Here is a 25,997-nt window from a genome sequence, read left to right on the forward strand (position 1 = left end):
AAGTTATTAAAGGAATAATCCTGGCGGCGATAGAGCGGTGGTCCCACCTGACCCCATACCGAACTCAGAAGTGAAACGCCGATGCGCCGATGGTAGTGTGGGGCTTCCCCATGTGAGAGTAGGACACCGCCAGGTACTGAATATAGAACCCCGAGCTGAATGGCTTGGGGTTTTTGTTTTATATAAAACATTAGAATTCATATATAAATGAGTCTAATAATGATAAAATCTTCGCCTATTTCTAGATAGCAAGCATTATGAAAAAACAGATAAGTAAAATTTTTTCCAGTGATGGCGAATTGAGTAAGAATATCAAAGGATTTAACCCACGAGCAGAACAGCTCGAAATGGCTCAATCAGTAGGATATGCTATTCAAAATAAGCAACCACTTGTTGTAGAAGCTGGAACGGGTACAGGAAAGACTTTTGCTTATTTAGCACCGGCACTTATTGCAGGAAAGAAAACGATTATTTCAACCGGCTCTAAAAATCTACAAGATCAACTTTTTTCAAGAGATCTACCTGCCATAAAAAAAGCCTTAAATTATTCTGGAAAAATTGCATTATTGAAAGGGCGATCTAATTACTTATGTTTGGAACGACTGGATCAGGTTATCGCTCAAGGTGTGCTTGGGGATAAATCTGTTTTAGCCGATTTAAGTAAAGTAAGAAAATGGAATAATGCGACGAAAACAGGTGATTTGACCGAATGTATTGAATTGGCTGAAGATAGCCCAATTTTGCCTCAATTGACGAGTACGGCAGAAAGTTGTTTAGGAACAGATTGTCCTAACTACGCTGAATGCTATGTTGCACAAGCTCGTAAAAAAGCGCTAAATGCGGATCTTGTCGTAGTAAATCATCATCTTTTCTTTGCTGATATGGCGGTAAAAGAAAGTGGCTTTGGTGAGCTTATTCCCAATGCAGAAGTCATCATCTTTGACGAAGCACATCAACTTCCCGATATTGCAAGCCAGTATTTTGGTCAATCATTAACTTCTCGCCAGCTATTTGATTTATGTAAAGATATCAATATTGTTTATCGAACAGAATTGAAAGATATGCCGCAGCTTGGCAGTACTGCAGATACATTGCTTAAAGTTATTCAGGATTTTCGCCTTCTTCTTGGGGAAGGTAATCAGCGAGGAAATTGGCGTGAGCTATTTAAGCAAATTGCGGTTAAAAAATCGGTTGAATTATTACAAGAAAAAATTGAGTTTCTTTCTGAAGTTATCAAGATTGCATTAGGTCGCTCTCAGACTTTGGATAGTATTTTTGAACGCACTGAAAGTATCAAGAATCAATTAATTCGTCTTTGTGATACGGCCATTGTTGGCTATTGTTATTGGTACGAAAGTATGGGGCGACAATTTGGTTTGCATATTACGCCACTTACTGTCGCAGATAAATTTGGCGAACAGCTAAATAATAAAGAAGCCGCTTGGATTTTCACCTCAGCGACGCTTGAAGTTGGCGGCACTTTTAATCATTTCTGTCAGCGACTTGGTATTGAGGAAGCAGAACAAAAAATTCTTCACAGCCCTTTTGATTATCCTAATCAATCGCTACTTTGCGTGCCACGTTATTTACCAGCAACGAATCAAAATAATACGTTACAAGCTCTTGGTGAAATGTTGTTGCCTATCATTGAAGCGAATAAGGGGCGATGCTTTGTGCTTTGTACTTCTTATTTAATGATGAGAGGCTTGGCAGAGTATTTTAGAGAAAATAGTGAGCTTTCTATCTTATTACAAGGTGAAATGCCTAAAGCAAAATTACTCGAACAATTTATTCATGAAACCCACAGCGTGCTAGTTGCAACCTCGAGCTTTTGGGAAGGTGTGGATGTCCGTGGTGATGCGCTATCATTAGTCATTATTGATAAATTGCCTTTTACTGCGCCAGATGAACCTTTACTAAAAGCACGCATTGAAGATTGCCGATTGCAAGGAGGCGATCCATTTAATGATATACAGATCCCTGAAGCGGTTATTACGCTGAAACAAGGTGTAGGACGCCTAATTCGAGATGTGACAGATCGTGGTGCGGTAATTATTTGTGATAATCGTCTTGTTATGCGAAATTACGGTGAAACCTTTCTAAAAAGTTTACCTAATTCAACCCGTACCCGAGATCTCAACAAAGTGGTACAATTCTTACAAAATGAGAAAATGGATTAATAATGAAAAATATCACCTTATTAGCACTTGATACTTCAACAGAAGCCTGTTCAGTTGCACTTTGGCATAAAGGCGAAAAAACACATTTAGATGAATTAGCACAACGTACACACACAAAACGTATTCTTCCAATGGTTGATGAGTTGCTCGCTAATTCAGGTATCAATTTGAAGCAAGTAGATGCGTTAGCATTTGGACGCGGTCCTGGTAGTTTTACTGGTGTCCGTGTCGGCGCAGGGATTGCTCAAGGGCTTGCATTTGGTGCTGATTTACCTGTTATTGAGGTATCGAATTTAACAACAATGGCTCAGGCTGCATTTGAATTACATCAAGCTGAAAATGTGGCAGCGGCCATTGATGCGAGAATGAATGAAGTTTATTTTTCTCAAGTAAAACGAGAAAAAGTGTGGTCAGAATTGGGTGAATTTTTCCAATGGAACCCCGTTATTGAAGAACAAGTTTGTCAACCAGAAAAAGTACTTGAACAACTTTCAGATTTAACCGCTTATCGAGTCGGAACAGGTTGGGCTGCGTATCCCCAATTTAAAGACAGTGGTTTAGAAGGGAGTGATATTATTTTACCTTCTGCACAATATATGCTTGAGCTTGCTTTAACAGATTATGCTCAGAATAAAGTCATATCCGCCTTAGAAATTGAACCTGTTTATTTGCGTAATGAAGTAACTTGGAAAAAATTACCTGGGCGTGAATAATTTTCAAAAAGGAGTTGAAGATGAATAAAAAAACGATCTTAGTTTTGACCGCACTTTCGGCCACATTAGTGGGATGTGTCAATGCACCGAAAGGGCTGGAAAAAGAGCAGTTTACTTTAAAATCATTATCTTCAATTCAACAGAGTGATTATAGCTGTCAGTGCAAATCAATACGTTTGGGTGGAAAAGTATTAACCGCACAGGCCTTGCCGAATAAAACTAAAATTGAAGTATTAAGCTATCCAGTTTATGCAACCTCAGCAAAACCTATGATTGATGAACAGCCTAATGGACGTTTTATCACTTATCTTGATGGTTTTGTGGAGCCAGAAAGCTTAAAAGATCAATTTATTACAATTGGTGGTACCTTACTGAAAACAGAACAAGGCAAGGTTGATCAAGCCAACTATATTTATCCGGTTATTAAAACCAATCATTATCGTGTCTGGAAGCTTTCACAAAGTTATTATTATCCAGATGATATGTGGGATGATTGGGGCTTTTTCGGTAGACGACCGTATTATTGGTATGGCGAGCCTGAAATTCGCTATTATCTCTATTAACTACATGATAAAATTAAGAAAATTTTCCAAAGAATAAGGATAAAAAATGGAAAAAGTTTGGTTTCAAAATTATCCAGAAGGTTCACCTACCACGCTGGATACATCCAAGTATGATTCTATTCTCGATATTTTAGATAAAGCAATTCGTGAGCACCCAGACCGTCCCGCCTATATCAACATGGGGCAGGTTTTAACATTTCGTAAATTAGAAGAGCGTAGCCGTGCATTTGCCGCTTATTTACAAAATGAATTGAAGTTAGAACGTGGTGAGCGTGTTGCATTAATGATGCCGAATTTGTTGCAATATCCTATTGCGCTTTTCGGTATTTTACGTGCGGGTTTAGTTGTGGTAAACGTAAATCCACTTTATACCCCACGTGAATTAGAACATCAGTTACAAGATAGCGGCGCAACAGCCATTGTTGTGGTTTCAAACTTTGCTTCAACCTTAGAAAAAATTGTATTTAATACTAAAGTGAAGCACGTTATTTTAACAAGAATGGGCGATCAGCTTTCTTTTGGTAAGCGTAATTTGGTCAATTTTGTGGTGAAATACGTTAAAAAGTTAGTGCCAAAATATAAATTACCGAATGCCGTCACTTTCCGTGAAGTATTGAGTATTGGTAAATTTCGCCAATACGTTCGTCCTCAAGTAGATCGTGAAGATCTAGCTTTCTTACAATATACAGGCGGAACGACAGGTGTTGCTAAGGGCGCTATGCTGACACATGGCAATATTATTACCAATATTTTCCAAGCGAAGTGGATTGCAGAGCCATTTATTGGCGATCATGCTAAGCAACGCGTTGCCGTACTGGCTTTACCGCTTTATCATGTTTTTGCCTTAACGGTAAACTGTTTACTTTTCTTGGAGCTTGGCGTGACTGCGCTCTTAATTACGAATCCACGTGATATTGATGGTTTTGTTAAAGAGCTCAAAAAATATCGTTTTGAAGCGATTACAGGGGTAAATACCTTGTTTAATGCGCTGCTTAATAATGAAAATTTCAAAGAAGTGGATTTTTCACGATTAAAACTTTCTGTTGGCGGCGGTATGGCGATCCAACAATCAGTCGCAACACGTTGGCATGATTTAACCGGCTGTAACATTATTGAAGGTTACGGCATGACAGAATGCTCACCGCTAATTGCCGCTTGTCCGATTAATGTGGTGAAACACAATGGTACAATCGGTGTACCGGTTCCAAATACTGATATTAAAATTATCAAAGATGATGGCTCAGAAGCACAACTTGGTGAAGCCGGAGAGCTTTGGGTTAAAGGTGAACAAGTCATGCGTGGGTATTGGCAACGTCCTGAAGCGACAGCTGAAGTGCTTAAAGATGGCTGGATGGCAACGGGTGACATCGTCATTATGGACGAGAGCTATAGCCTCCGTATTGTTGACCGCAAAAAAGACATGATCTTAGTTTCAGGCTTCAACGTTTATCCAAATGAAATCGAAGATGTGGTGATGCTAAATTATAAAGTCGCTGAAGTGGTCGCTATCGGCGTGCCACACGAAGTGTCAGGAGAAACCATTAAAATCTTCGTTGTGAAGAAAGATGATAGCCTCACGCGTGATGAATTACGCCAGCATTGCAGACAACATCTCACAGGTTATAAAGTCCCGAAAGATATTGAGTTTCGCGATGAATTGCCGAAAAGTAATGTAGGCAAAATTTTACGACGCATACTGCGTGATGAAGAAATAGCAAAACGCGCGCAACATTAATTAAATCAGGGATATGTGTTCATATCCCTGTTTAGTCTGTACCTCTATTTGAAAATACATCCTATTACAATGATAAAAGAATGCCAAAATCAACCGCACTTTACGTTAATTCAAAATAATGAAGAACTGGCTCAGGTTTGTCAGTTAGCTCGTCAGCAAAGTGCGGTCGCTTTAGATACTGAATTTATGCGGGTATCGACCTATTATCCTAAATTAGGATTAATTCAACTTTATGATGGTGAACGTGTTTCATTGATCGATCCTTTATCCATCACTGATTTTTCACCTTTTGTAGAATTATTACGCGATCAGCAGGTGACAAAAATTTTGCATGCTTGTAATGAAGATTTATTGGTTTTCTTGCAAGAGTTTGATGCACTTCCACAACCTATGATGGATACGCAAATTATGGCTCGTTTTCTGGGTTTTGCTAATTCAGCGGGCTTGGCTAAACTTGTGTTGCATTATTTGGGCGTTGAAATGGATAAAGGGGCAACGCGTACAAATTGGCTAAAACGTCCACTTTCCCCCGTACAGCTACAATATGCTGCAGGGGATGTATGGTACTTATTGCCGGTCTATCAAAAAATGCAAATAGAATTAGCGCAATCACCTTGGCTTCAAGCCGTAATTGATGATTGCCAGCTTGCGATCTCGAAAACCAGTCAATTAGATGATCGCGATCCAAACAAAGCCTATTTAGAGATTCCGAATGTTTGGAAATTGAATCCGCTCGAATTAGCGCGTTTACAGCTATTGGCAAAGTGGCGACAAGAAACGGCAATGGCGCGAAACTTAGCCCTTTCTTATGTGGTGAAATCTGACAACCTTTGGAAAGTAGCAAAAAATAATCCTCGTAATACATCAGAAATGCTAGCGCTTGGATTATCTGAAAATGAAGTGCGTGTACGCGGCAAAAAGATGCTTCAATTGTTAGCACAAAGCCGCCGAATTTCCCCTTATGATTACCCTAAACGCTTAGTGCGTATTGTGGATGATCCTCGTTATAAAAAGGCAATTCGATTGTTACAAGAAAAAGCCTATGAACTGACCCCAAAAGGATTAACCCTCGATATTCTGGCGAGTAAACGAAATTTAGAAGATCTCATTAAATGGGTCTGGTTAAAAAATGAAGATATGGCAAAACAGCCCGATTTACTTTTAGGGTGGCGAAGAGAGATTGGCTTGAAGCTGGTTGAATACTTAAAATCCGTAGAGTAGTCATTAAAAACAATCCTAAAAATAACCGCACTTTGAGTTATCAAAAGTGCGGTTATTTTATTTAGTGTTTTACAACAAAGACTTTAATTAAGCTTGAGTTGCTTGGATTGCGGTTAATGCGATGGTGTAGATGATATCATCCACTAATGCACCACGAGATAAGTCATTAACCGGTTTACGCATACCTTGAAGCATTGGGCCTACAGCCACTAAATCTGCAGAACGTTGAACCGCTTTATAGCCGATGTTACCTGCGTTGATATCAGGGAATACAAACACGTTTGCTTGACCTGCTACTTTAGAGTTTGGTGCTTTAGACGCTGCTACATCTTTCATGACAGCTGCATCGTATTGTAATGGACCATCGATTAATAAATCAGGACGTTTTTCTTGTGCAATACGGGTAGCTTCTTTTACTTTCTCTACAGATTGACCTGAACCAGAAGTACCGGTTGAGTAAGAAAGCATTGCGACTTTCGGATTTAAACCAAATGCTTTTGCTGATTCAGCGGATTGAATTGCGATTTCAGCAAGTTGTTCAGCAGTTGGCTCTGGGTTTACTGCACAGTCACCATACACTAATACTTGATCTGGTAATAACATGAAGAATACAGACGAGATAATTGAGCTACCAGGTGCTGTTTTGATGATTTGCATCGGTGGACGAATGGTATTTGCAGTGGTGTGAACGGCACCAGAGACTAAACCATCTACTTCACCCGCTTCTAACATCATGGTACCTAATACAACGGTGTCTTCTAATTGTGCACGAGCTTGTTCTTCAGTTAAACCTTTAGATTTACGTAATTCAACTAAACGAGCAACGTAGTTTTCACGTACGTCAGCTGGATTGATGATTGTTACGTCAGCACCTAAAGTCACGCCTTGTTCTGCCGCAACTTTTTTCACAGATTCAGGATCTGCTAATAATACTGATTTTGCGATACCACGTTCTGCACAGATTGCCGCCGCTTTAACGGTACGAGGTTCATCACCTTCTGGTAATACGATGGTTTTGCCTGCTTTGCGTGCTAAATCAGTTAATTTAAAACGGAATGCTGCTGGAGAAATACGTGCTTCACGAGCAAGTGGTGCCGCGATTGCCGCAGCTAATGCTTGTGCATCTAAAGCTTTAATTTTGCCTGCTTGTGCACCAAATACACCTAAGATGTCAGTGTTATTCACGCCACCAAATTCTGAAGCAACGGCTTCTACTAATGTGCCTTCTTCATTGTTTGCCACTAAGATAATTTGTGCATCTAAGGTTTGCGCAATCGCAAAGTTTAAGCTATTTGCAAAAGGCGCTTGAGCTGAAGGTTGAACACCTTTAACAACCACTAAATTTGAATTTAATGCTTGGAAATCAGCAACGATTTTTTCTAATAACACGTCTTTTTGATTATTTGCGATTAATGCTTGAGCGGCTTTTACATCTTCTACTGCATTGAATACGACAGCGCCTGTTGTTTTAGCTGCATCTAGTGCTGCTGCTAAATTTGCTTCTGCGCTAGTTGGAATAAGAATAACTGCTTTAGTCATTTTGATATACCTTTTAATGAATGAAAAAACCTGCTGATTTCTCAGCAGGTTTGAAGGAAGTTGATTAGCCCGCTAAACGTGCTGTGTCTTGTGCAATTACTAATTCTTCGTTGGTTGGAAGAACGATCGCTTTGAATGCAGAGTCATCAGCAGTGATAACGCCTGATTTACCAAAGCGAGCAGCAAGGTTGCGTTCTTTGTCTAATTTGATGCCGAATAATTTTAAGTGGCCTAACGCTAATTCACGAACGTGAGCAGAGTTTTCACCGATACCACCCGTAAATGCGATGGCATCTAAGTGATCATCACCTAAAACGGCCATGTATGCACCGATGTATTTTGCTAAACGGTAGCTGTAAACATCTAATGCACGTTTTGCTTCTGGTTTAGATACATCGTCGTAGTTATCTTCTGCATAACGGCAGTCACTTGTTACTTCAGTTAAACCTAAAAGACCTGATTTTTTCACTAAAGTCTCTTCGATTTGATCCATTGACATGCCTAAGTTTTTGTATAGGTAGAAAACGATCGCAGGGTCGATGTCACCACAACGAGTTCCCATGACTAAACCTTCTAACGGGGTTAAACCCATAGACGTATCGATACATTTACCATGACGAACCACAGAAACAGAACCTCCGTTACCTAAGTGACAGATAATTGCGTTTACTTGGTCTGCTGGTTTGCCTACGTATTCCGCAACTTCGCGAGAAACGAAGTAGTGGCTGGTACCGTGTGCACCGTAGCGACGTACGCCATGTTCTTTGTAAAGTGAGTATGGAAGTGCATATAAGTATGCTTCTTCAGGCATAGTTTGGTGGAATGCTGTATCAAATACGACAACGTTCTTATCTTTTAAGTGTGGGAATGTTTTGAATGCTTCACGGATACCGATTAAGTGAGCCGGGTTGTGAAGTGGAGCAAATTGTGCTGCATCTTCAATACCTTTAACCACTTCATCTGTTACAACAACAGATTGGGTGTATTTCTCACCACCGTGAACGATACGGTGACCAATCGAGGTGATAGAGTTTTTAAGCTCATCAGTCATAATGTTTGACGCGATGAAGTTAAGTGCTTCTGTGTGCGCTGCACCAGCACCTAAATTTGCGCTACCTTTTTCACCGTTAAGTTTCCATTTAATACGAGCTTCAGGAAGATAAAATGCTTCTGCTAAGCCTGATAATTTTTCTTCACCTGTTGCAGGATCAAGGATTGCAAATTTTAATGAAGAACTACCACAGTTAAGGATGAGAACAAGTTTTGACATAGGAACCCTATTTTTGATTGAGGTTAATAAAAATCCATTCAAAAGAACGGACTACAAATCTTGCATAGAATACACCTTTTGGCGTATAAAATAAATTCACTAGAAGGGAAAAATACGATCTTTTATTAGAAAAGTTGAAAATTTCAACAGTTTCTAGTTAAGGATGACAATTAAACCTAAACTAGAGTATTATAAGTGCGGTTATTTTCTAGGATGTTTTTATGTCATCATTTTTTTCAACCTTAAAACGTGGGCAAATATATTTGCAAACGTGGCCATTAGAAGCGAAACTCGGCATTATTTTTCCCGAAAATCGCATTATTAAAGCCACAAAATTTGCACAGAAGTTTATGCCTTTTATGGCGGTATTTTCGGTGGTTTGGCAACAGCTTTATGCCAAGACGGATCTTACTGCATTAGCGATTGCTATTTTGACCGCACTTTGTGCGTTAGTGATGCCATTACAAGGTTTATACTGGTTGGGAAAACGTGCAAAATCACCGTTAGAACCGCAAAGTTCTCAGTGGTTTTATGAGATTAGTGAACGTTTAAGAAAACAACATGAAAGTTTGCCAACCGTGCAAGATAAACCGACATATCAGCACTTGGCAGAAGTACTACAAAAGGCACAGCAAAAATTAGATAAAGCATTTTGGCAGGAAATCTAGCCAATGGCTCCAAATTTAATTGACGCAAACGTTTTCCTTTTGTTGTTTTTTATGTAAAATACTGCGGTCGCAATGGCGGCCCTTTTTAATTGAGAGACTATTTAATGATTGATTACATTATCATTGGCATCATCGCATTTTCGATTATCGTGAGTTTATTACGTGGGTTTGTGCGAGAGGTTATGTCCCTTGCAAGTTGGGTCGTTGCATTTATTGTCGCTAGCCAATTTTATCCTTATCTTGCCACTTATCTTACTCAAATCGAATCTGACTACGTGCGTAACGGCACCGCAATCGGCATTTTATTTGTTTTAACCTTAATTGTAGGCGGCATTGTTAATTATGTGATTAGCCAATTAGTGGATAAAACAGGACTTACCGGAACAGATCGTGTTCTTGGTGCGGCATTTGGCTTAATTCGTGGGGCGTTAATCGTTGCTGCGATCTTATTCTTCTTGGATACCTTCACTAACTTTGAGCAAACCGATTGGTGGAAAGAATCAAAATTAATTCCTCATTTCGGCTTCATTATTGAATGGTTCTTCCAACAACTACAAGCAAGTTCTAGTTTTTTAAACTCAACTTTTAAACAATAAGGTAGTCAATCAGTATGTGTGGAATTGTCGGTATCGTTAGCCAAAATCCGGTTAATGAATCCATTTATGCAGCATTAACGTTATTACAGCATCGAGGTCAAGATGCGGCGGGGATTGTCACAATCGATGATGAAAACCGCTTTCGTTTGCGTAAGGCTAATGGTCTTGTAAGCGATGTATTCAGACAAGAACATATGTTACGTTTACAAGGTCATGCAGGCCTCGGACATGTACGTTATCCAACCGCCGGCAGTTCAAGTGTATCTGAAGCGCAGCCTTTCTATGTTAACTCACCTTATGGTTTAAGCCTTGTTCACAATGGCAACTTAACCAATTCAGACGAATTAAAAGATAAATTATTTAAAGAAGCACGTCGTCACATAAATACTAATTCGGATTCAGAACTTCTTCTCAATATTCTTGCAAATCATTTAGATAGAGTGAATAAATACCATCTCGATCCGCAAGATATTTTTAATGCAATTCGTGCGACACACAAAGATATCCGTGGTGCTTATGCATGCTTAGCGATGATTATTGGACATGGCATGGTGGCATTTCGTGATCCGTTTGGTATTCGTCCACTCGTGTTAGGTAAACGAGAAGAAAACGGCTCTGTAGAATATATGTTTGCCTCTGAAAGTGTGGCATTAGACGTCGCAGGTTTTGAATTAGTGCGTGATGTAGCACCAGGCGAAGCGATTTATGTGACCTTTGATGGCCAGCTTTATGCTGAGCAGTGCGCAGAAAGTGCGGTCTTAAATCCGTGTATTTTTGAGTATGTCTATTTTGCTCGTCCTGATTCAACAATAGACGGTGTGTCTGTTTATGCCGCACGTGTTCACATGGGTGAACATTTAGGTAAAAAAATTGCAAAAGAATGGGTTGAGGAAGCTGATAACATTGATGTTGTTATTCCAGTACCTGAAACTTCAACAGACATTGCTTTACAGATTGCGAAAATCTTAGGCAAACCTTATCGTCAAGGTTTTGTGAAAAACCGCTATGTCGGTCGTACATTTATTATGCCTGGCCAAGCACAACGTATTAGTTCAGTCCGTCGCAAGCTCAATACGATTAAAGCAGAATTTAAAGATAAAAATGTGTTATTAGTCGATGATTCTATTGTTCGTGGTACAACATCTGAACAAATCGTGAGTATGGCTAGAGCAGCAGGTGCGAAGAAAATTTACTTTGCATCCGCGGCACCAGAAATTCGTTATCCGAATGTGTACGGTATTGATATGCCAACAAAACAAGAGCTTATTGCCTATGGCCGTAATGTTGACGAAATTGCGAAATTGATTGGCGTAGATAAATTAGTTTTCCAAGATCTTGAAGCGCTGACAGAATCAGTACGCCAAGAAAATCCAGCTATTCAAGGCTTTGATTGTTCAGTCTTTACTGGTGAATATATTACGGGCGATATCACGCCAGAATACCTTGATAGCATCGCTTCTCAACGGAGTGATTCAGCAAAGAAAAAACGGGAAAAAGATGCAAGCAACCTTGAAATTCATAATGAAGGTTAATCGCGTTTAAGGTCGTAAAAAAGCACTAAATTCAATGAAGCGTTTAGTGCTTTTTCTTTTTGGTTAAATATAAAGAAAAATGACCACACTTGATGTATTCAAAGTGCGGTCATTTTTTATGCGTTTTAGTCTTTATAAAGATCGTTATAAAGTGCACTTTCAAATTGCATAAGTGGTGCTCGTTTGGTCTTACTTTCTAAATCACCGGTTGAATAGCCATTGATAAATTGAACGAAAGCCACTTTTTCACCTCGTGCATTGGTCATAAAACCGGCAAGGTTATAGACACCTTTTAATGAGCCAGTTTTAGCGATGACGTTTTTTACCAGTGGTGGATTAATTAAGCTACCACGCCCACTGATTGTGCCATCCACACCTGCAATTGGGAAAGTTTCCATTAAGTGTAATTTATCTTCGTTTTTGGCGATGTATTCCAAGACTGAAAGCATGGTTTTCGGTGCAACTAAATTATGACGAGAAAGACCCGAACCATCAGCTAAGATGCTGTTACCAAATTTAATGCCTTGTTTTTGCAATACGGATTTTACTGCTAATGTGCCTAATTGGAATGAAGCAGGGCGTTTATAGTAGTTGTAGGCTACTGCTCTAAATAAGGCATCGGCAATTTGATTATCCGATTTTTTCATCATTTTTTTCAATAGCTCAGGCAACGGTTTAGATAAATGCTGAGCAAGTTTTTGTCCTTGCTGTGGTTTTTGAGGTTGTTTTACCTGACCGCTAAATTCAATACCAAGACGTTTTAATTGACGTTGAATAATGGCAGCAGCGTAGGCATCTGGATCTTGCACGGCGAAGCTAAGCCCAAATGGTTTAGTTTGGCGTGCAATACAGCCTTTTACTTGATAGCGATTATTGTCGTGAACAACGACATCTAACTGGCAATAACCGGCTTCTTGCTGATCCACAATATAAACTTGCCCGAAAACTTGAATAGGGAATTGAGCAGGAACGTTAATTTTGACTGTTTCACCTACAGGTTGATTTGCATCTAGCTCGGCATAGAAACAGTTATTATCAATATTTGCTGCAGCAGGAGGGGAGTTAAAGCACATTGTAAGATCGTTCCAAATCCAACCTAACCCACGATCATGGCTCGCAAATACAGAGGTATCTAAAATAAGATCACCATTGATTTTCTGAATGCCTTGGTTTTTTAAATTAGCTAATAAGCTATAAAGTTGTCCACTGGTCAGATCAGGATCGCCAGTAAATTGCACAACAAGATCGCCTTCTAAAACATTATTCTGAATTTTTCCGTTACTTAAAAGTGAGGTTTCAAACTGGAAGGCATCACCTAATACTAATTTAGCCGCGACAGCTGTGAACACTTTTTGCGTACTGGCAGGCAACATAAATGTTGAACCATTGTAGTCTGCAATAATTTGATCTTTATTGAGGTTTTTGGCAATGATACTGGCAGAAGCACCTTCAGGTAGGTATTGGGTAATAGAAGCCACATTAACTTCAGCCATAGAGGAAAAAGAAAAGCCGAGTGTGATAAATGCCGCTTTAAGTGCGGTCGAAATAGAAGGTTTTTTAGTCATTTTTAGTTCTGTTATGGTTGCTATTTTTCTCAAGACGAATAATAATAAGCTCCGAACTCAATAGAGTAAATCATTTTTTATTTTTCATTGACTGCGGCAAGGTTGCAAGACGTTGTCGTGGTTTTGTTTTTACCAAATTTCAAGGAAAAAGAATGAAACAAATTCCAATGACCGTGCGCGGTGCGGAGCTATTACGTCAAGAATTAGATTTCTTAAAGAATGAGCGTCGCCCTGAAATTATCAAGGCGATTGCTGAAGCACGTGAGCATGGTGACTTAAAAGAAAATGCAGAATATCACGCAGCGCGTGAACAACAAGGTTTTTGCGAAGGGCGTATTCAAGAAATTGAAAGCAAACTTGCAAATTGTCAGGTTATCGATGTCACTAAATTACCAAATAACGGTAAAGTTATTTTTGGTGCGACAGTTGTATTAGTGAATACCGATACTGATGAAGAAGTCACTTACCAAATTGTGGGCGATGATGAGGCAGATATTAAGTCAGGTTTGATTTCTGTGAATTCACCGATTGCTCGTGGCTTGGTGGGGAAAGAGTTGGATGATACCGTGAATATTACCACACCAGGTGGAACGGTTGAGTTCGAGATTATTGAAGTAAATTACATCTAAAAAACATCCCCTCAAATTGAGGGGATAACAATTATTTACGAGGCAGCTGGATTTTACCTTCCTCGCTTGGTCGATAAAGCACCAAAATATGTCCGATGGTTTGAACGTTAGATGATTTGGTTTCACGAACAATCGCATCAATAATTAATTGTTTGGTTTCGCGATCTGCGCCAGCAATTTTTACTTTGATTAATTCGTGATGATTTAATGCATTATCGATTTCGGCTAATACCCCTTCGGTTAAGCCGTTACCGCCAAGCATGACGACAGGACTAAGGTGATGAGCAAGTCCTTTTAAAAATTGTTTTTGTTTTGTTGATAATATTGTCATAAGGAATCCTTTAAATAGATGAATATGAGTCAAAAAAAGACCGAAAAGAGCGGTCAGAAAAAATGTGGTTTTTCAGCACTTTTTGGTAAGTCTAGCCTTGAATTTGGCAGATTGTACCCAAATATAGACGAAACTACTACAAAAAATAGTACAAAAGAAAGAGATTATGGGAAAGAAAAAACGTTCGGCGAGTTCTTCTCGTTGGCTAAACGAACATTTTAAAGATCCGTTTGTTCAGAAAGCACATAAGCAAAAATTACGTTCACGTGCTTACTTTAAGTTAGATGAAATTCAACAAACGGATAAATTGTTTAAACCGGGAATGACTGTGGTGGATCTCGGTGCCGCACCAGGTGGTTGGTCACAGTATGTTGTGAGCCAAATTGGTGGAAAGGGCCGAGTGATTGCTTGTGATATTTTGGATATGAACCCAATTGTCGGCGTGGATTTCTTGCAAGGCGATTTTCGTGACGAAAATGTGCTGAATGCATTATTAGAACGAGTTGGTGAAGCAAAAGTTGATGTAGTGATGTCTGATATGGCGCCAAATTTTAGCGGCATGCCATCTGTTGATATTCCTCGTGCAATGTATTTAGTTGAACTGGCTTTAGATATGTGTAAGCAAGTTTTGGCGAAAAAAGGCAGTTTTGTGGTCAAAGTATTCCAAGGAGAAGGTTTTGACGAGTATCTGCGCGAAATTCGTTCACTCTTTAGTGTTGTAAAAGTGCGTAAGCCTGAAGCCTCTCGTGGGCGCTCTCGCGAAGTTTATATTGTAGCAAGTGGTTATAAAGGCGAATAGATAATTGCTTTGATAGCTTTTCATTGTGTCGGGGATGAGATAGTATCTCGTTTAATTTTAATTAACTTAAGAAAGGCAGGTTAAACCTTGAACGATATGGTCAAAAATCTAGTTCTATGGGTTGTGGTAGCAATTGTCATGATGACAGCTTACCAAAGTTTTAATTCCAATGGCGTGAGTGACTCAACAGATTACACAACCTTTGTGTATGATGTGAGTAATAGTCAAGTGAAAGAAGCGCGTTTTGATGCGAATGAAATCACAGTGACCAAAAATGATGGTTCTAAATATATGACCGTCATGCCACCGTTGGAAGATAAAAAGCTCTTAGATGACTTACTAAATAAAAAAGTTAAAATCGAAGGTACGCCTTTTGAAAAACGCAGTTTATTATCACAAATTTTAATTTCGTGGTTCCCAATGTTATTCCTTGTAGGGGTATGGATTTTCTTCATGCGTCAAATGCAAGGTGGCGGTGGCAAGGCCATGAGCTTTGGTAAAAGCCGCGCTAAAATGCTGAACCAAGATCAAATCAAAGTGACTTTTGCGGATGTTGCAGGTTGCGATGAAGCAAAAGAAGAAGTCGGTGAAGTAGTTGATTTCTTGCGTGAACCGAAAAAATTCCAAAACCTTGGTGGTAAAATTCCAAAAGGGATTTTAATGGTAGGGCCTCCAGGTACAGGTAAAACCTTATTAGCGAAAGCTATTGCGGGTGAAGCAAAAGTGCCTTTCTTTACCATTTCAGGTTCTGACTTTGTAGAGATGTTTGTGGGGGTTGGTGCTTCTCGTGTTCGTGATATGTTCGAGCAAGCGAAGAAAAATGCACCATGCTTAATCTTTATTGATGAAATTGATGCGGTAGGTCGTCAACGTGGTGCCGGCTTAGGTGGTGGACACGATGAGCGTGAACAAACCCTTAACCAAATGTTAGTTGAAATGGATGGTTTTGGTGGTAACGAAGGCGTAATCGTTATTGCTGCAACTAACCGTCCAGATGTACTTGACCCAGCATTAACGCGTCCAGGTCGTTTTGACCGTCAAGTTGTTGTCGGTTTACCGGATGTGAAAGGTCGTGAGCAAATTCTAAAAGTTCACATGCGAAAAGTTCCTGTAGCTGATGATGTTGATGCAATGACACTGGCGCGTGGTACACCAGGTTATTCAGGTGCAGATTTAGCGAACTTAGTGAATGAAGCGGCACTATTTGCTGCACGTAGCAATAAACGTACTGTATCAATGCTTGAGTTTGAAAAAGCCAAAGATAAGATCAATATGGGGCCTGAACGTCGTACCATGATCATGACGGATAAACAAAAAGAATCGACAGCGTACCATGAAGCAGGTCACGCCATTGTGGGTTACTTAGTGCCTGAACATGATCCGGTTCATAAAGTGACGATTATTCCTCGTGGCCGTGCATTAGGTGTAACTTTCTTCTTACCTGAAGGCGATCAAATTAGTATCAGCCAAAAACAATTAGAAAGTAAACTTTCCACACTATATGCAGGACGCTTAGCTGAAGATTTGATTTACGGTGAAGAAAATATTTCTACCGGTGCATCTAACGATATTAAAGTGGCAACCAATATTGCACGTAATATGGTGACCCAATGGGGCTTCTCAGATAAACTCGGTCCGATTCTTTATACCGAAGATGAAGGCGAAGTATTCTTAGGTCGCTCAATGGCGAAAGCAAAACATATGTCAGATGAAACGGCGCATGCGATTGATGAAGAAGTGCGTGCGATTGTAAATCGTAACTATGCGAGAGCAAGACAGATTTTGATCGACAATATGGATATTCTTCACGCCATGAAAGATGCGTTAGTGAAATATGAAACCATTGAAGAAGAACAAATCAAACAGCTAATGAATCGTGAACCTGTTACACCGCCATCTGGTTGGGAAGATAACAAAGACACGAGCCCGAAAGCTAAGCCGCAAGAAGAAACAACTGAAAGTGCGGTTAATCATTCAGAAGATTCTGAAGAGTAAGAATAAAGCCTTCCTAATTAGGAAGGCTTTTTTATTTATAATGTCATTCTTTTCATCACTATATTCCGTTATAATCTAGCCTTTAAAATTTGATTTAAAAATTGACCGCACTTTATGAAACTTTATGCTAATAACAAATGTCTAGATTTATCATTCCCGCAAATTATGGGAATTTTGAATTTCACGCCCGATTCATTTTCAGATAGCGGACAGTTTTTTAGTCTAGACAAGGCATTATTTCAAGTTGAAAAAATGCTGAAAGAAGGTGCAACGATTATTGATATCGGAGGTGAATCGACTCGTCCGATGGCAGATGAAGTGTCTGAAGCTGAAGAATTGCAACGAGTGATACCTTTAGTTGAAGCGGTACAAAAGCGTTTTGATTGTTGGATCTCAGTGGATACTTCTAAAGCTGTGGTAATGCAAGAAGCAGCGAAGGTCGGCATGGATTTAATTAATGATATTCGTGCTCTACGTGAACCTGGTGCACTCGAAATAGCAGGGGAGTTGAATTTACCAACTTGTATCATGCACATGCAAGGACAACCGCGCACAATGCAGACTAATCCGCATTATGATGATGTAGTCCAAGATGTTTATCAGTTTTTAGAAGCTCGGACTCAAGCTTGTTTAGATGCGGGAATTGCCAAAGAAAATATTATTTGGGATATGGGCTTTGGTTTTGGTAAGACTGTGCAGCATAATTATAAGCTTTTACAGCAGTTAGCTCACTTTTGTGAAAGTGGATATCCTGTTTTAGCAGGGCTTTCACGTAAATCGATGATTGGTGCTGTATTAGATAAGCCCGTGACTGAACGCATTGTAGGAAGTGTAGCCGGGGCATTAATTGCTGCACAAAATGGTGCGACTATTTTACGTGTGCATGATGTGGCTGCAACAGCTGATGCCTTAAAAGTATGGCAAGCTACACAAGAAGCGTAAGCAACTAACAGATTTTATATGTTGTGGAATAAATGATTTCTGTAACATCATTATTCAAATTTAATAAGGAATAAATATGGCAAATCGTAAATATTTTGGTACTGATGGTGTCCGTGGAAAAGTGGGTACATATCCAATCACACCTGATTTCGCATTGAAATTAGGTTGGGCAGCAGGTAAGGTTTTAGCTTCTCAAGGTTCTCGTACGGTATTAATCGGGAAAGATACTCGTATTTCAGGTTATATGCTGGAATCTGCACTTGAAGCAGGTTTGGCAGCAGCGGGCTTAACTGCTGCATTTACTGGTCCTATGCCTACACCAGCCGTGGCGTATTTAACCCGTACTTTCCGCTTGGAAGCAGGTATTGTCATTTCGGCATCTCATAACCCTTACTATGATAACGGGATTAAATTCTTCTCTTCACAAGGTACAAAATTACCAGACGATATTGAGGAAGCGATTGAAGCCATGCTTGATCAGCCAATGGATTGTGTGGAGTCTGCTGATTTAGGTAAAGCAAGCCGTATCAGTGATGCTGCAGGACGTTATATTGAATTTTGTAAAAGTACTTTCCCTGCCCACCTTGGTTTAGATGGTTATAAAATTGTGGTGGATTGTGCAAATGGTGCGACTTATCATATTGCGCCAAATGTATTACGTGAGTTAGGCGCAGAAGTGATTGAAATTGGTACAGATCCTAACGGAATCAATATTAATGAGAAATGTGGAGCAACCGATGTAAAAGCGTTACAGGAAAAAGTGCTTGAAACAAAAGCAGATGTTGGTCTTGCTTATGATGGTGATGGTGACCGTATTATGATGGTGGATCACTTAGGTAATAAAGTAGATGGTGACCAAATCCTTTTCATTATTGCTCGTGAAGCTTTACGTTCAGGTCAGCTAAAAGGTGGCGTAGTGGGCACATTAATGAGTAATATGAGCTTAGAGATTGCTTTAAAGATGTTAGGTGTACCTTTTGTGCGTGCTAACGTTGGCGATCGTTATGTGTTAGAAAAAATGGTAGAACATAACTGGACGCTAGGCGGAGAAAACTCTGGCCATATCATTATTGCTGATAAAAATACGACAGGTGATGGTATTATTGCATCACTAGCTGTATTAAGTGCAATGGTTCAACATCGTTTATCTTTAAACGAGCTTGCAAGTGCGGTGAAATTATTCCCTCAAGTACTCATTAATGTTCGTTTTGCTGGTGGTGATAATCCATTAGAAAGTGAAGCGGTAAAAGCGGTAGCTGCAGATGTGGAAAAACGTTTAGAAGGCAAAGGTCGAATTTTACTGCGTAAGTCTGGTACTGAGCCTCTTATTCGCGTCATGGTCGAATGTGAAGACGGTGTACTTGCAAAACAATGTGCAGAAGAAATTGCAGAAGCAGTGAAAGCGAATTAATAAAGTGGGGGCTTGCCCCCATTTTTGATCTATAAAATTTATTTTTTATTATTTTTAGGAAAGCCAATACATGAAAATTTTTATTATGCGTCATGGAGAAGCAGAAGTTATTGCTTCATCAGATGAGTCGAGACATTTAAACGACTACGGACGCAAACAATCAATATCACAAGGTCAATGGCTTAAAACCCATCTAAATTCAACCGCACTTTCAGTTCAGAAAGTGATTGTCAGTCCTTATGTAAGAGCACAAGAAACGTTTGAGCTTGTAAATTTAGCCTTAGGTAATACGCTTAATGATATTGAAATTTGGAGTGGGATTACACCTTATGGTAATGCTACATTGGTAGCTGATTATCTATCTGTTTTGCAAGAAGAAGGTACTGAAAGTGTTTTACTCGTTTCTCATTTACCTTTAGTAGGCAGTATTGTTTCAGAGCTTTACGGTAAGCGAAATCCAATTAGTTTTTACCCTTCAACGATTGTTCAAATTGAGTGGAATGGTGAAAAAGGCACCATTGAAGCTTTCCATTATCCAAAATAGAATGGCTAAAATACGAAAAACAAAGTTTATATGATTTACTTTTTAAAAGCAGTCAAAAATAAGCAACACCTAAAAATGTATATTTTTAGGTGTTTTTTTAAAATTTTTTTGATAGACTGAAAATGAGCTATAAATGAATAGCTTAAATTAAGCCATCATAATGACACAAGGGGAGTAGCTATGAACAATAAAATCGGAGATAAAGCAACTGAAGTAAAAGATACGACAGTGAATGCTGCAACACAAGTTAAAGATGCATTATTTGCAGCGGCTAACTATATTAAAGATGCTGTGACACATAAAGCGTCTGAGGCAAAAGAAGTGGTTGAAGACAAAGCTACTGAAGTGAAAGATGTAACTGAAGATAAAGTATCTGAAGTAAGAAAAGCAGTTTCTGAAGCAAAGGAAGCAATCGATGATAAAGCTACTGAAATGAAAAAAGCAATCGATGACAAATTTTCTGAAGTAAAAAGAGCCGTCGAAGATAAAGCATCAGAAGTGAAAAAAACAGTTTCAGAAGCTACAGATGAAGCGGCAGATAAAGCAGCAGAGCTAAAAGATGCAGCTGAAGACAAAGTTGCTGAAGTGAAAGATGCGGCTGAAGATAAAGCAAAAGAAGTAAAAAAAGCAGTTTCAGAAGCAAAAGATGAAGCTGCAGATAAAGCATCTGAGCTAAAAGATGCAGCTGAAGATAAAACTGTAGAAGCAAAAGAAGCGGCTTCAGAAGCAAAAGATACAGTTGTAGACAAAGTAGTTAAATTCAAAGATGCAGTTGTAGATAAAGTTGCTGAAGTAAAAAATGCAGTTTTTGAAGCAAAAGATGAAGCTGCTGATAAAGCGGCTGAGTTAAAAGATGAAGCTGAAGATAAAGCTGCTGAAGTGAAAGATGCGGCTGAAGATAAAGCTGTAGAAGCAGAAGAAGCGACTTCAGAAGTAAAAGATGCGGTGGAAGATAAAGCATCAGAAGTGAAAAAAGTAGTTTCAGAAGCAAAAGATGAAGCTGCAGATAAAGCATCTGAGCTAAAAGATGCAGCTGAAGATAAAGCTGTAAAAGCAAAAGAAGCTGTCGAAGATAAAGTTGCTGAAGTAAAAGATTCGCTTTCAGAGGCAAAAGATGTAATGTCTTCTAAAGTTGAAGCTGCAAAAGATGCCACAGTAAGCGCGGCAGTACAAGTTAAAGATGCTGTGGTTGCAGCAGCTAACTATGTTAAACATGTTGCGGAAAATAAAATGACTGAAGCAAAAGATGCTGTGTGCTCTAAAGCAGAGGAAGTAAAAAATGTAGATTCTGAAACAAAAGATCAATCTGCAGCCGTAAAAAAGTAACTGAAAAGTAAAAGCAATAGTTAAGGATTATTCAAATTAACTGAGTGGGATTGTTCAAAAAAAACACAAAAAAGTGATTTTTTATCTTTACAAAAAATAAAATTTTTATAATGAACTTTTTTACAAATCTTTTAATTTCATTGGGTTATAGTTGTTTTAGAGAGATTTTATAAAAAACTATATCTTTAGAAATGTAAATTTTTTTGAAAGATGTTTTATTTTAAGTTTTTTTTACGTAAACTAGATCACACAAAGCAGATAGCTTTGGATTAATTCTTAATTATAAAATGGAGAATGACAATGAAAAAATCAGTATTAGCCGTATTAGTATTAGGTGCATCTTTAGCCGTAACTGGTTGTTTCGATAAACAAGAAACAGCTCAAAAAGTTGAAGCAGCAAAAGATGCAACAGCAAATGCAGCAACACAAATTAAAGATGCAGCAAAAGAAGTTGCAACTGATGTTAAAAATGCAGCAATTGACGCAAAAGATTCAGCTGCAAATAAAATGGCTGAAACAAAAGAAGCAGTAGCTGATAAAGCTTCTGAAATGAAAGATGCTGCTGCAAATAAAATGGCTAAGGCAAAAGATGCAGTGTCTTCTAAAATGGAAGAAGTAAAAAATGCAGCTTCTGAAGCAAAAGATGCAGCAGCAGATAAAGCAGTTGAAATGAAAGATGCTGCAGCAAATAAAATGGCTGAAGCAAAAGATGCGATGTCTTCTAAAATGGAAGCAGTAAAAAACTCAGCTTCAGAAACAAAAGATGCGGCAGCTGATAAAGCGGCTGAAGCAAAAGATGCAGCAGCAAATAAAGCAGCTGAAGTAAAAGAAGCTGTGACTAAATAATTAAACTTTCGTAAAATAAAACCTATCAGAGATTATCTGGTAGGTTTTTTCTTTTTGGAGCAATATGAAATGTTATGTGCAATTTATAAAAGTAAACGTAAACCAGGCTGCTATCTTTATATTTCCAAACGAGATGATTTTTCAGCTGTACCGGATATATTAATGCAGAGTTTTGGTAAGCCTCAATTTCTTATGCCTTTCAATTTGAGGGGGAGTAAACCGCTTGTTCATGCAGATAAAGATGAGGTTATGGGGAAAATTACTCAGCAAGGATTTTATCTTCAAATGCCAAAACAAGATGATGGCTTGTTTAATAGTTTGAGTGAGATCAAATAAGCCTTTTATTTTTTCCTAAAAATATCCAAATCTTGCTTTATCTCAATATTTTCCTCAAAAAACTCCTTTAGAATTGACCGCACTTTTAAAAGGAGAATAAAAATGAGTAGTTTCTTTGTGGCAGGTACAGATACTGACGTGGGTAAGACCACCGCCTGTCGTGCCATTATTCAGGCATTACAAGCAAAGGGCGTGCGAATTGTGGGTTATAAGCCGATTGCTTGTAGCTGTGAAGAGGGGATTTATCCTGTCGAAAATCAGTCTAATGAATCCCAAACAGATTATGATGCTGAAAATAATTCAGACGTGTTAGCTTTAATGGATGCAACGAATGAGCCAGTATCTTATCAAGAAGTAAATAGCTATACTTTTGCTCATTCCTTGCCGATGCTGACTCGAGATAAATCACGCATTAAATTAAGTAAGATTAATCAAGCCTTAACGATATTAGTTCAAAAATATCAATCTGTTGTCGTGGAAGGTTCATTTGGGTTACTCACACCAATGGCAGAAGGTAAGAGTTTTGCTGATTGGGTTGTTGAGCATAAAATGCCTGTTGTGTTGGTTGTTGGTATCAAAGAAGGCTGTATTAACCATGCATTGCTGACAGCTCAAGTGATTAAACAGCTTGGCGTTCCTTTATTAGGCTGGATTGCAAATCGAATTAACCCTTGTTTAGGGCATTATAAAGAGGTGGTAGATATTTTAGAGGCTCAGATTGATGCGCCTTTGCTAGGTAAAATCCCTTATATTCATAAGCCAGAATCCCAAGAGTTAGGACATTATTTAACGAATATTGATCGTTTGATGTATATGCAAACAGAGCTAGTTAAATAGTAAGTTTGAAATAAAAAGTGCGGTTAAATTTCATTAGATTTAACCGCACTTTTTTTATTCTTCGTTTTCTGGAAGTTCTTTTTTCAGGATATCTTCTTCCGCGAGGCTAGATAGGCGAGCAATTGCATTACGGTAAGAGATTTCAAGGGTTTCTCGGCTTGTTGCAATAACACCTTGATCTACTAAGAATCCATCATTTACATCATATACCCAGCCATGTAGGGAGAGTTTTTGTCCACGTTCCCAAGCGCTTTTTACGATAGATGTGCGTCCTAGGTTATAAACTTGCTCTGCAACATTTAATTTAGTGAGCATATCTGAACGTTTTTCTGCTGAAAGATTGCCTAATAGATGCCCGTGTTTAAACCAAATATCACGAATATGGAGCAACCAGTTATTGATTAACCCTAGATCGTGATCTTGCATCGCTGCTTTAATACCACCACAATTTGTATGACCGCAAATAATAATATGTTCAATTTTGAGTACATCAACGGCATATTGTACAACTGAAAGGCAGTTAAAATCCGTATGAATAACTTGGTTAGCAACATTACGATGAACAAATAATTCGCCCGGTTCAAGATTTGTGAGTTTTTCAGCAGGAACACGGCTATCAGAGCAGCCAATCCAAAGATAATGAGGTGTTTGGTGATCGGCAAGTTCTTTAAAATAAGTGGAATTTTCTTCTTTCATTCTTTGCGCCCAGCTATAGTTGTTTGCAAAGAGTTGTTTAATTTTGTCCATTTCTACTTTCCTTAATATGATGTATTTGAAAGATTGATTCAAACACAATAAATAAAATAGGGGATAAATTTATCGCCTAAAATGATGACCGCACTTTAAAGAAAGTGCGGTCAATTTAAACAATATTTTTAGAAATTTGCATTTCTTGGTGCACGAGGGAATGGAATCACATCGCGAATATTTTGTACGCCAGTTACATAAACAATTAAGCGTTCAAAACCAAGACCAAAACCTGAATGTGGTACAGTACCATATTTACGAAGATCACGATACCACCAGTAATCTTCAGGATTTAGGCCCATTTCTTCCATACGTTTATCTAATACGTCTAAACGTTCTTCACGTTGTGAACCACCGATGATTTCACCAATTCCAGGCGCGAGAACATCCATTGCAGCTACAGTTTTGCCATCGTCATTTAAACGCATATAGAAGGCTTTGATATCTTTCGGATAGTTTTTCACGACAACAGGTGATTTGAAATATTCTTCTGCTAAGAAACGTTCATGTTCAGAAGATAAATCGATCCCCCAAGAAACAGGGAATTCGAATTTCTTACCTGATTTTAATAACACGTCGATCGCATCGGTATAGTCGATTTGAGCAAAATCAGAGTTTACGAAGTTTTCTAAACGAGTAATCACATCTTTATCTACGTGTTTTTCAAAGAATTTTAAGTCATCTTTACGTTCAGCAAGCACAGCGCGGAACACGTATTTCAACATGTCTTCTGCTAATTTCGCATTGTCAGCAAGCGTTGCAAACGCCACTTCAGGCTCAACCATCCAGAACTCAGCAAGGTGGCGAGTTGTATTTGAATTTTCAGCACGGAATGTTGGACCAAAAGTATAGATTTTGCTTAACGCACAGGCATAAGTTTCACCGTTTAATTGGCCTGAAACCGTTAAAAATGATTCTTTCCCGAAGAAGTCTTGGCTGAAATCAACTTTACCATCTTCGCCACGAGGAAGATTTTCTAAATCAAGCGTTGAAACACGGAACATTTCACCCGCACCTTCAGTATCTGATGCAGTAATTAATGGGGTAGCCACCCAATAGAAACCTTGCTCATGGAAGAAACGATGAATCGCTTGCGCTAAACAGTGACGAACACGCGCTACAGCACCGATAATATTGGTACGAGGACGTAAGTGAGCTACTTCACGTAAGTATTCAATTGAGTGACGTTTTGCTGCCATTGGATAAGTATCAGGATCTTCTACGAACCCTGTCACTTCTACTTTTTCAGCTTGAAGTTCAACAGCTTGACCTTCAGCAGGTGACTCAACAATGGTGCCGGTTACGATAACAGAACAGCCCGTTGTTAAGCGTAATACTTCACTTTCATAATTTTCAATATCGTTATTGACGATGACTTGAATAGGATCAAAGCAAGAGCCGTCATAAACAGCGAGGAAGGAAAGACCTGCTTTAGAATCACGACGGGTACGAACCCAGCCACGTACGGTAACTTTTTCGCCAATAGCGACTTTACCTTGTAACACATCGACAATGGATGCAACTTTAGACATATAAACCTCTGTAATTCATTATAAATTAGGCAATAAAACTGCGTTAGTTTACCTTAAATCGCAAAATTTTCCATAAAAAGTTAGTGTAAATCGGGCTTGCACAGTAAAATAACGCCTTCACTTTATTTTAGGAGAAAACT

General features: G+C 38.8%; 23 protein-coding genes, 1 rRNA gene and 2 pseudogenes. 19 read left to right on the top strand and 7 right to left on the bottom strand.

The features are described from left to right. Window positions 1-19 precede the first annotated feature (19 nt). The 6 genes from rrf to rnd all read left to right on the top strand — a co-directional run bounded on the left by rrf (window position 20) and on the right by rnd (window position 6,412). Window positions 20-135 (top strand): 5S ribosomal RNA (gene rrf, locus AC979_RS06170). A 122-nt stretch (window positions 136-257) separates the two neighbouring features. After that, on the top strand, window positions 258-2,180 hold the full coding sequence (locus AC979_RS06175) for an ATP-dependent DNA helicase (protein ID WP_049373390.1): 1,923 nt from the start codon (window positions 258-260) through the stop codon (window positions 2,178-2,180). Window positions 2,181-2,182: 2 nt separating this feature from the next. Beyond that, on the top strand, window positions 2,183-2,893 hold the full coding sequence (gene tsaB / locus AC979_RS06180; RefSeq protein WP_049373391.1) for a tRNA (adenosine(37)-N6)-threonylcarbamoyltransferase complex dimerization subunit type 1 TsaB: 711 nt from the start codon (window positions 2,183-2,185) through the stop codon (window positions 2,891-2,893). Between the two features lie 20 nt (window positions 2,894-2,913). Continuing rightward, window positions 2,914-3,456 carry a Slp family lipoprotein gene (locus AC979_RS06185; protein WP_049373392.1) on the top strand — a complete coding sequence of 181 codons (543 nt, stop codon included), beginning with the start codon at window positions 2,914-2,916 and terminating at the stop codon, window positions 3,454-3,456. A 46-nt stretch (window positions 3,457-3,502) separates the two neighbouring features. Beyond that, window positions 3,503-5,191 (top strand): long-chain-fatty-acid--CoA ligase FadD, encoded by a 1,689-nt coding sequence (gene fadD, locus AC979_RS06190; RefSeq protein WP_049373393.1) that lies wholly within the window; start codon window positions 3,503-3,505, stop codon window positions 5,189-5,191. 69 nt (window positions 5,192-5,260) lie between these two features. Next, on the top strand, window positions 5,261-6,412 hold the full coding sequence (gene rnd / locus AC979_RS06195) for a ribonuclease D (RefSeq protein ID WP_049373394.1): 1,152 nt from the start codon (window positions 5,261-5,263) through the stop codon (window positions 6,410-6,412). A gap of 87 nt (window positions 6,413-6,499) precedes the next feature. Here rnd and pta read toward each other — a convergent pair. The 3 genes and pseudogenes from pta to AC979_RS06205 all read right to left on the bottom strand — a co-directional run. Further along, window positions 6,500-7,552, bottom strand: a pseudogene (gene pta / locus AC979_RS06200) (phosphate acetyltransferase); the annotation flags it as partial. A 75-nt stretch (window positions 7,553-7,627) separates the two neighbouring features. Then, a pseudogene (locus tag AC979_RS10640) lies at window positions 7,628-7,951 on the bottom strand (AAA family ATPase); the annotation flags it as partial. Window positions 7,952-8,015: 64 nt separating this feature from the next. Next, window positions 8,016-9,221, bottom strand: a complete 1,206-nt coding sequence (locus AC979_RS06205; RefSeq protein ID WP_049373396.1) for an acetate kinase — start codon at window positions 9,219-9,221, stop codon at window positions 8,016-8,018. 221 nt (window positions 9,222-9,442) lie between these two features. Here AC979_RS06205 and yfbV point away from each other — a divergent pair, with 221 nt between their 5' ends. From yfbV to purF, 3 genes are all read left to right on the top strand, one after another. After that, window positions 9,443-9,889: a terminus macrodomain insulation protein YfbV gene (gene yfbV, locus AC979_RS06210; protein ID WP_049365554.1), complete on the top strand. Its 447-nt coding sequence runs from the start codon at window positions 9,443-9,445 to the stop codon at window positions 9,887-9,889. Window positions 9,890-9,993: 104 nt separating this feature from the next. After that, window positions 9,994-10,485: a CvpA family protein gene (locus tag AC979_RS06215; RefSeq protein WP_005696203.1), complete on the top strand. Its 492-nt coding sequence runs from the start codon at window positions 9,994-9,996 to the stop codon at window positions 10,483-10,485. Between the two features lie 14 nt (window positions 10,486-10,499). Further along, entirely contained in the window at window positions 10,500-12,017 is a 1,518-nt protein-coding gene (gene purF / locus AC979_RS06220; protein WP_049373397.1) for an amidophosphoribosyltransferase, read from the top strand. 125 nt (window positions 12,018-12,142) lie between these two features. Here the strand turns inward: purF and dacB are convergent, their stop codons facing one another. Next, on the bottom strand, window positions 12,143-13,582 hold the full coding sequence (gene dacB / locus AC979_RS06225; RefSeq protein WP_049373398.1) for a serine-type D-Ala-D-Ala carboxypeptidase: 1,440 nt from the start codon (window positions 13,580-13,582) through the stop codon (window positions 12,143-12,145). 152 nt (window positions 13,583-13,734) lie between these two features. Between dacB and greA the strand changes: the two genes are divergently transcribed. Then, window positions 13,735-14,211, top strand: a complete 477-nt coding sequence (greA, locus tag AC979_RS06230; protein ID WP_005697514.1) for a transcription elongation factor GreA — start codon at window positions 13,735-13,737, stop codon at window positions 14,209-14,211. Between the two features lie 31 nt (window positions 14,212-14,242). On the opposite strand, the gene yhbY is transcribed toward greA, so the two are convergent. Then, the gene (gene yhbY / locus AC979_RS06235; RefSeq protein WP_005696198.1) at window positions 14,243-14,542 is read right to left on the bottom strand and encodes a ribosome assembly RNA-binding protein YhbY; all 300 of its coding nucleotides are present in this window, start codon (window positions 14,540-14,542) and stop codon (window positions 14,243-14,245) included. A 166-nt stretch (window positions 14,543-14,708) separates the two neighbouring features. Between yhbY and rlmE the strand changes: the two genes are divergently transcribed. The 9 genes from rlmE (at window position 14,709) to bioD (ending at window position 23,578) form a co-directional block, all read left to right on the top strand. After that, window positions 14,709-15,341, top strand: a complete 633-nt coding sequence (gene rlmE / locus AC979_RS06240) for a 23S rRNA (uridine(2552)-2'-O)-methyltransferase RlmE (protein WP_005697532.1) — start codon at window positions 14,709-14,711, stop codon at window positions 15,339-15,341. Between the two features lie 96 nt (window positions 15,342-15,437). Then, on the top strand, window positions 15,438-17,336 hold the full coding sequence (gene ftsH / locus AC979_RS06245) for an ATP-dependent zinc metalloprotease FtsH (protein ID WP_049373399.1): 1,899 nt from the start codon (window positions 15,438-15,440) through the stop codon (window positions 17,334-17,336). Window positions 17,337-17,450: 114 nt separating this feature from the next. After that, entirely contained in the window at window positions 17,451-18,278 is an 828-nt protein-coding gene (gene folP / locus AC979_RS06250) for a dihydropteroate synthase (protein ID WP_049373400.1), read from the top strand. A 76-nt stretch (window positions 18,279-18,354) separates the two neighbouring features. Then, window positions 18,355-19,689 carry a phosphoglucosamine mutase gene (gene glmM, locus AC979_RS06255; protein ID WP_049367663.1) on the top strand — a complete coding sequence of 445 codons (1,335 nt, stop codon included), beginning with the start codon at window positions 18,355-18,357 and terminating at the stop codon, window positions 19,687-19,689. Between the two features lie 70 nt (window positions 19,690-19,759). Further along, window positions 19,760-20,233 (top strand): phosphohistidine phosphatase SixA, encoded by a 474-nt coding sequence (sixA, locus tag AC979_RS06260; protein ID WP_049373401.1) that lies wholly within the window; start codon window positions 19,760-19,762, stop codon window positions 20,231-20,233. A 180-nt stretch (window positions 20,234-20,413) separates the two neighbouring features. After that, window positions 20,414-21,559 (top strand): hypothetical protein, encoded by a 1,146-nt coding sequence (locus AC979_RS10395; protein WP_053085712.1) that lies wholly within the window; start codon window positions 20,414-20,416, stop codon window positions 21,557-21,559. Between the two features lie 300 nt (window positions 21,560-21,859). Continuing rightward, complete coding sequence (locus AC979_RS06270; protein WP_049373402.1) at window positions 21,860-22,405, top strand: histone; 546 nt, start codon at window positions 21,860-21,862, stop codon at window positions 22,403-22,405. A 69-nt stretch (window positions 22,406-22,474) separates the two neighbouring features. Next, window positions 22,475-22,741 carry a YcgL domain-containing protein gene (locus AC979_RS06275; RefSeq protein ID WP_049371326.1) on the top strand — a complete coding sequence of 89 codons (267 nt, stop codon included), beginning with the start codon at window positions 22,475-22,477 and terminating at the stop codon, window positions 22,739-22,741. A gap of 102 nt (window positions 22,742-22,843) precedes the next feature. Continuing rightward, entirely contained in the window at window positions 22,844-23,578 is a 735-nt protein-coding gene (bioD, locus tag AC979_RS06280; RefSeq protein WP_049373403.1) for a dethiobiotin synthase, read from the top strand. A 54-nt stretch (window positions 23,579-23,632) separates the two neighbouring features. Here the strand turns inward: bioD and can are convergent, their stop codons facing one another. Then, window positions 23,633-24,325, bottom strand: a complete 693-nt coding sequence (can, locus tag AC979_RS06285; RefSeq protein ID WP_049366615.1) for a carbonate dehydratase — start codon at window positions 24,323-24,325, stop codon at window positions 23,633-23,635. A gap of 128 nt (window positions 24,326-24,453) precedes the next feature. After that, window positions 24,454-25,857 carry an asparagine--tRNA ligase gene (asnS, locus tag AC979_RS06290; RefSeq protein WP_049373404.1) on the bottom strand — a complete coding sequence of 468 codons (1,404 nt, stop codon included), beginning with the start codon at window positions 25,855-25,857 and terminating at the stop codon, window positions 24,454-24,456. Window positions 25,858-25,997: the final 140 nt, after the last annotated feature.

Source organism: Parahaemophilus parainfluenzae, assembly GCF_001053575.1.
GTDB lineage: Bacteria > Pseudomonadota > Gammaproteobacteria > Enterobacterales > Pasteurellaceae > Haemophilus_D > Haemophilus_D parainfluenzae_S.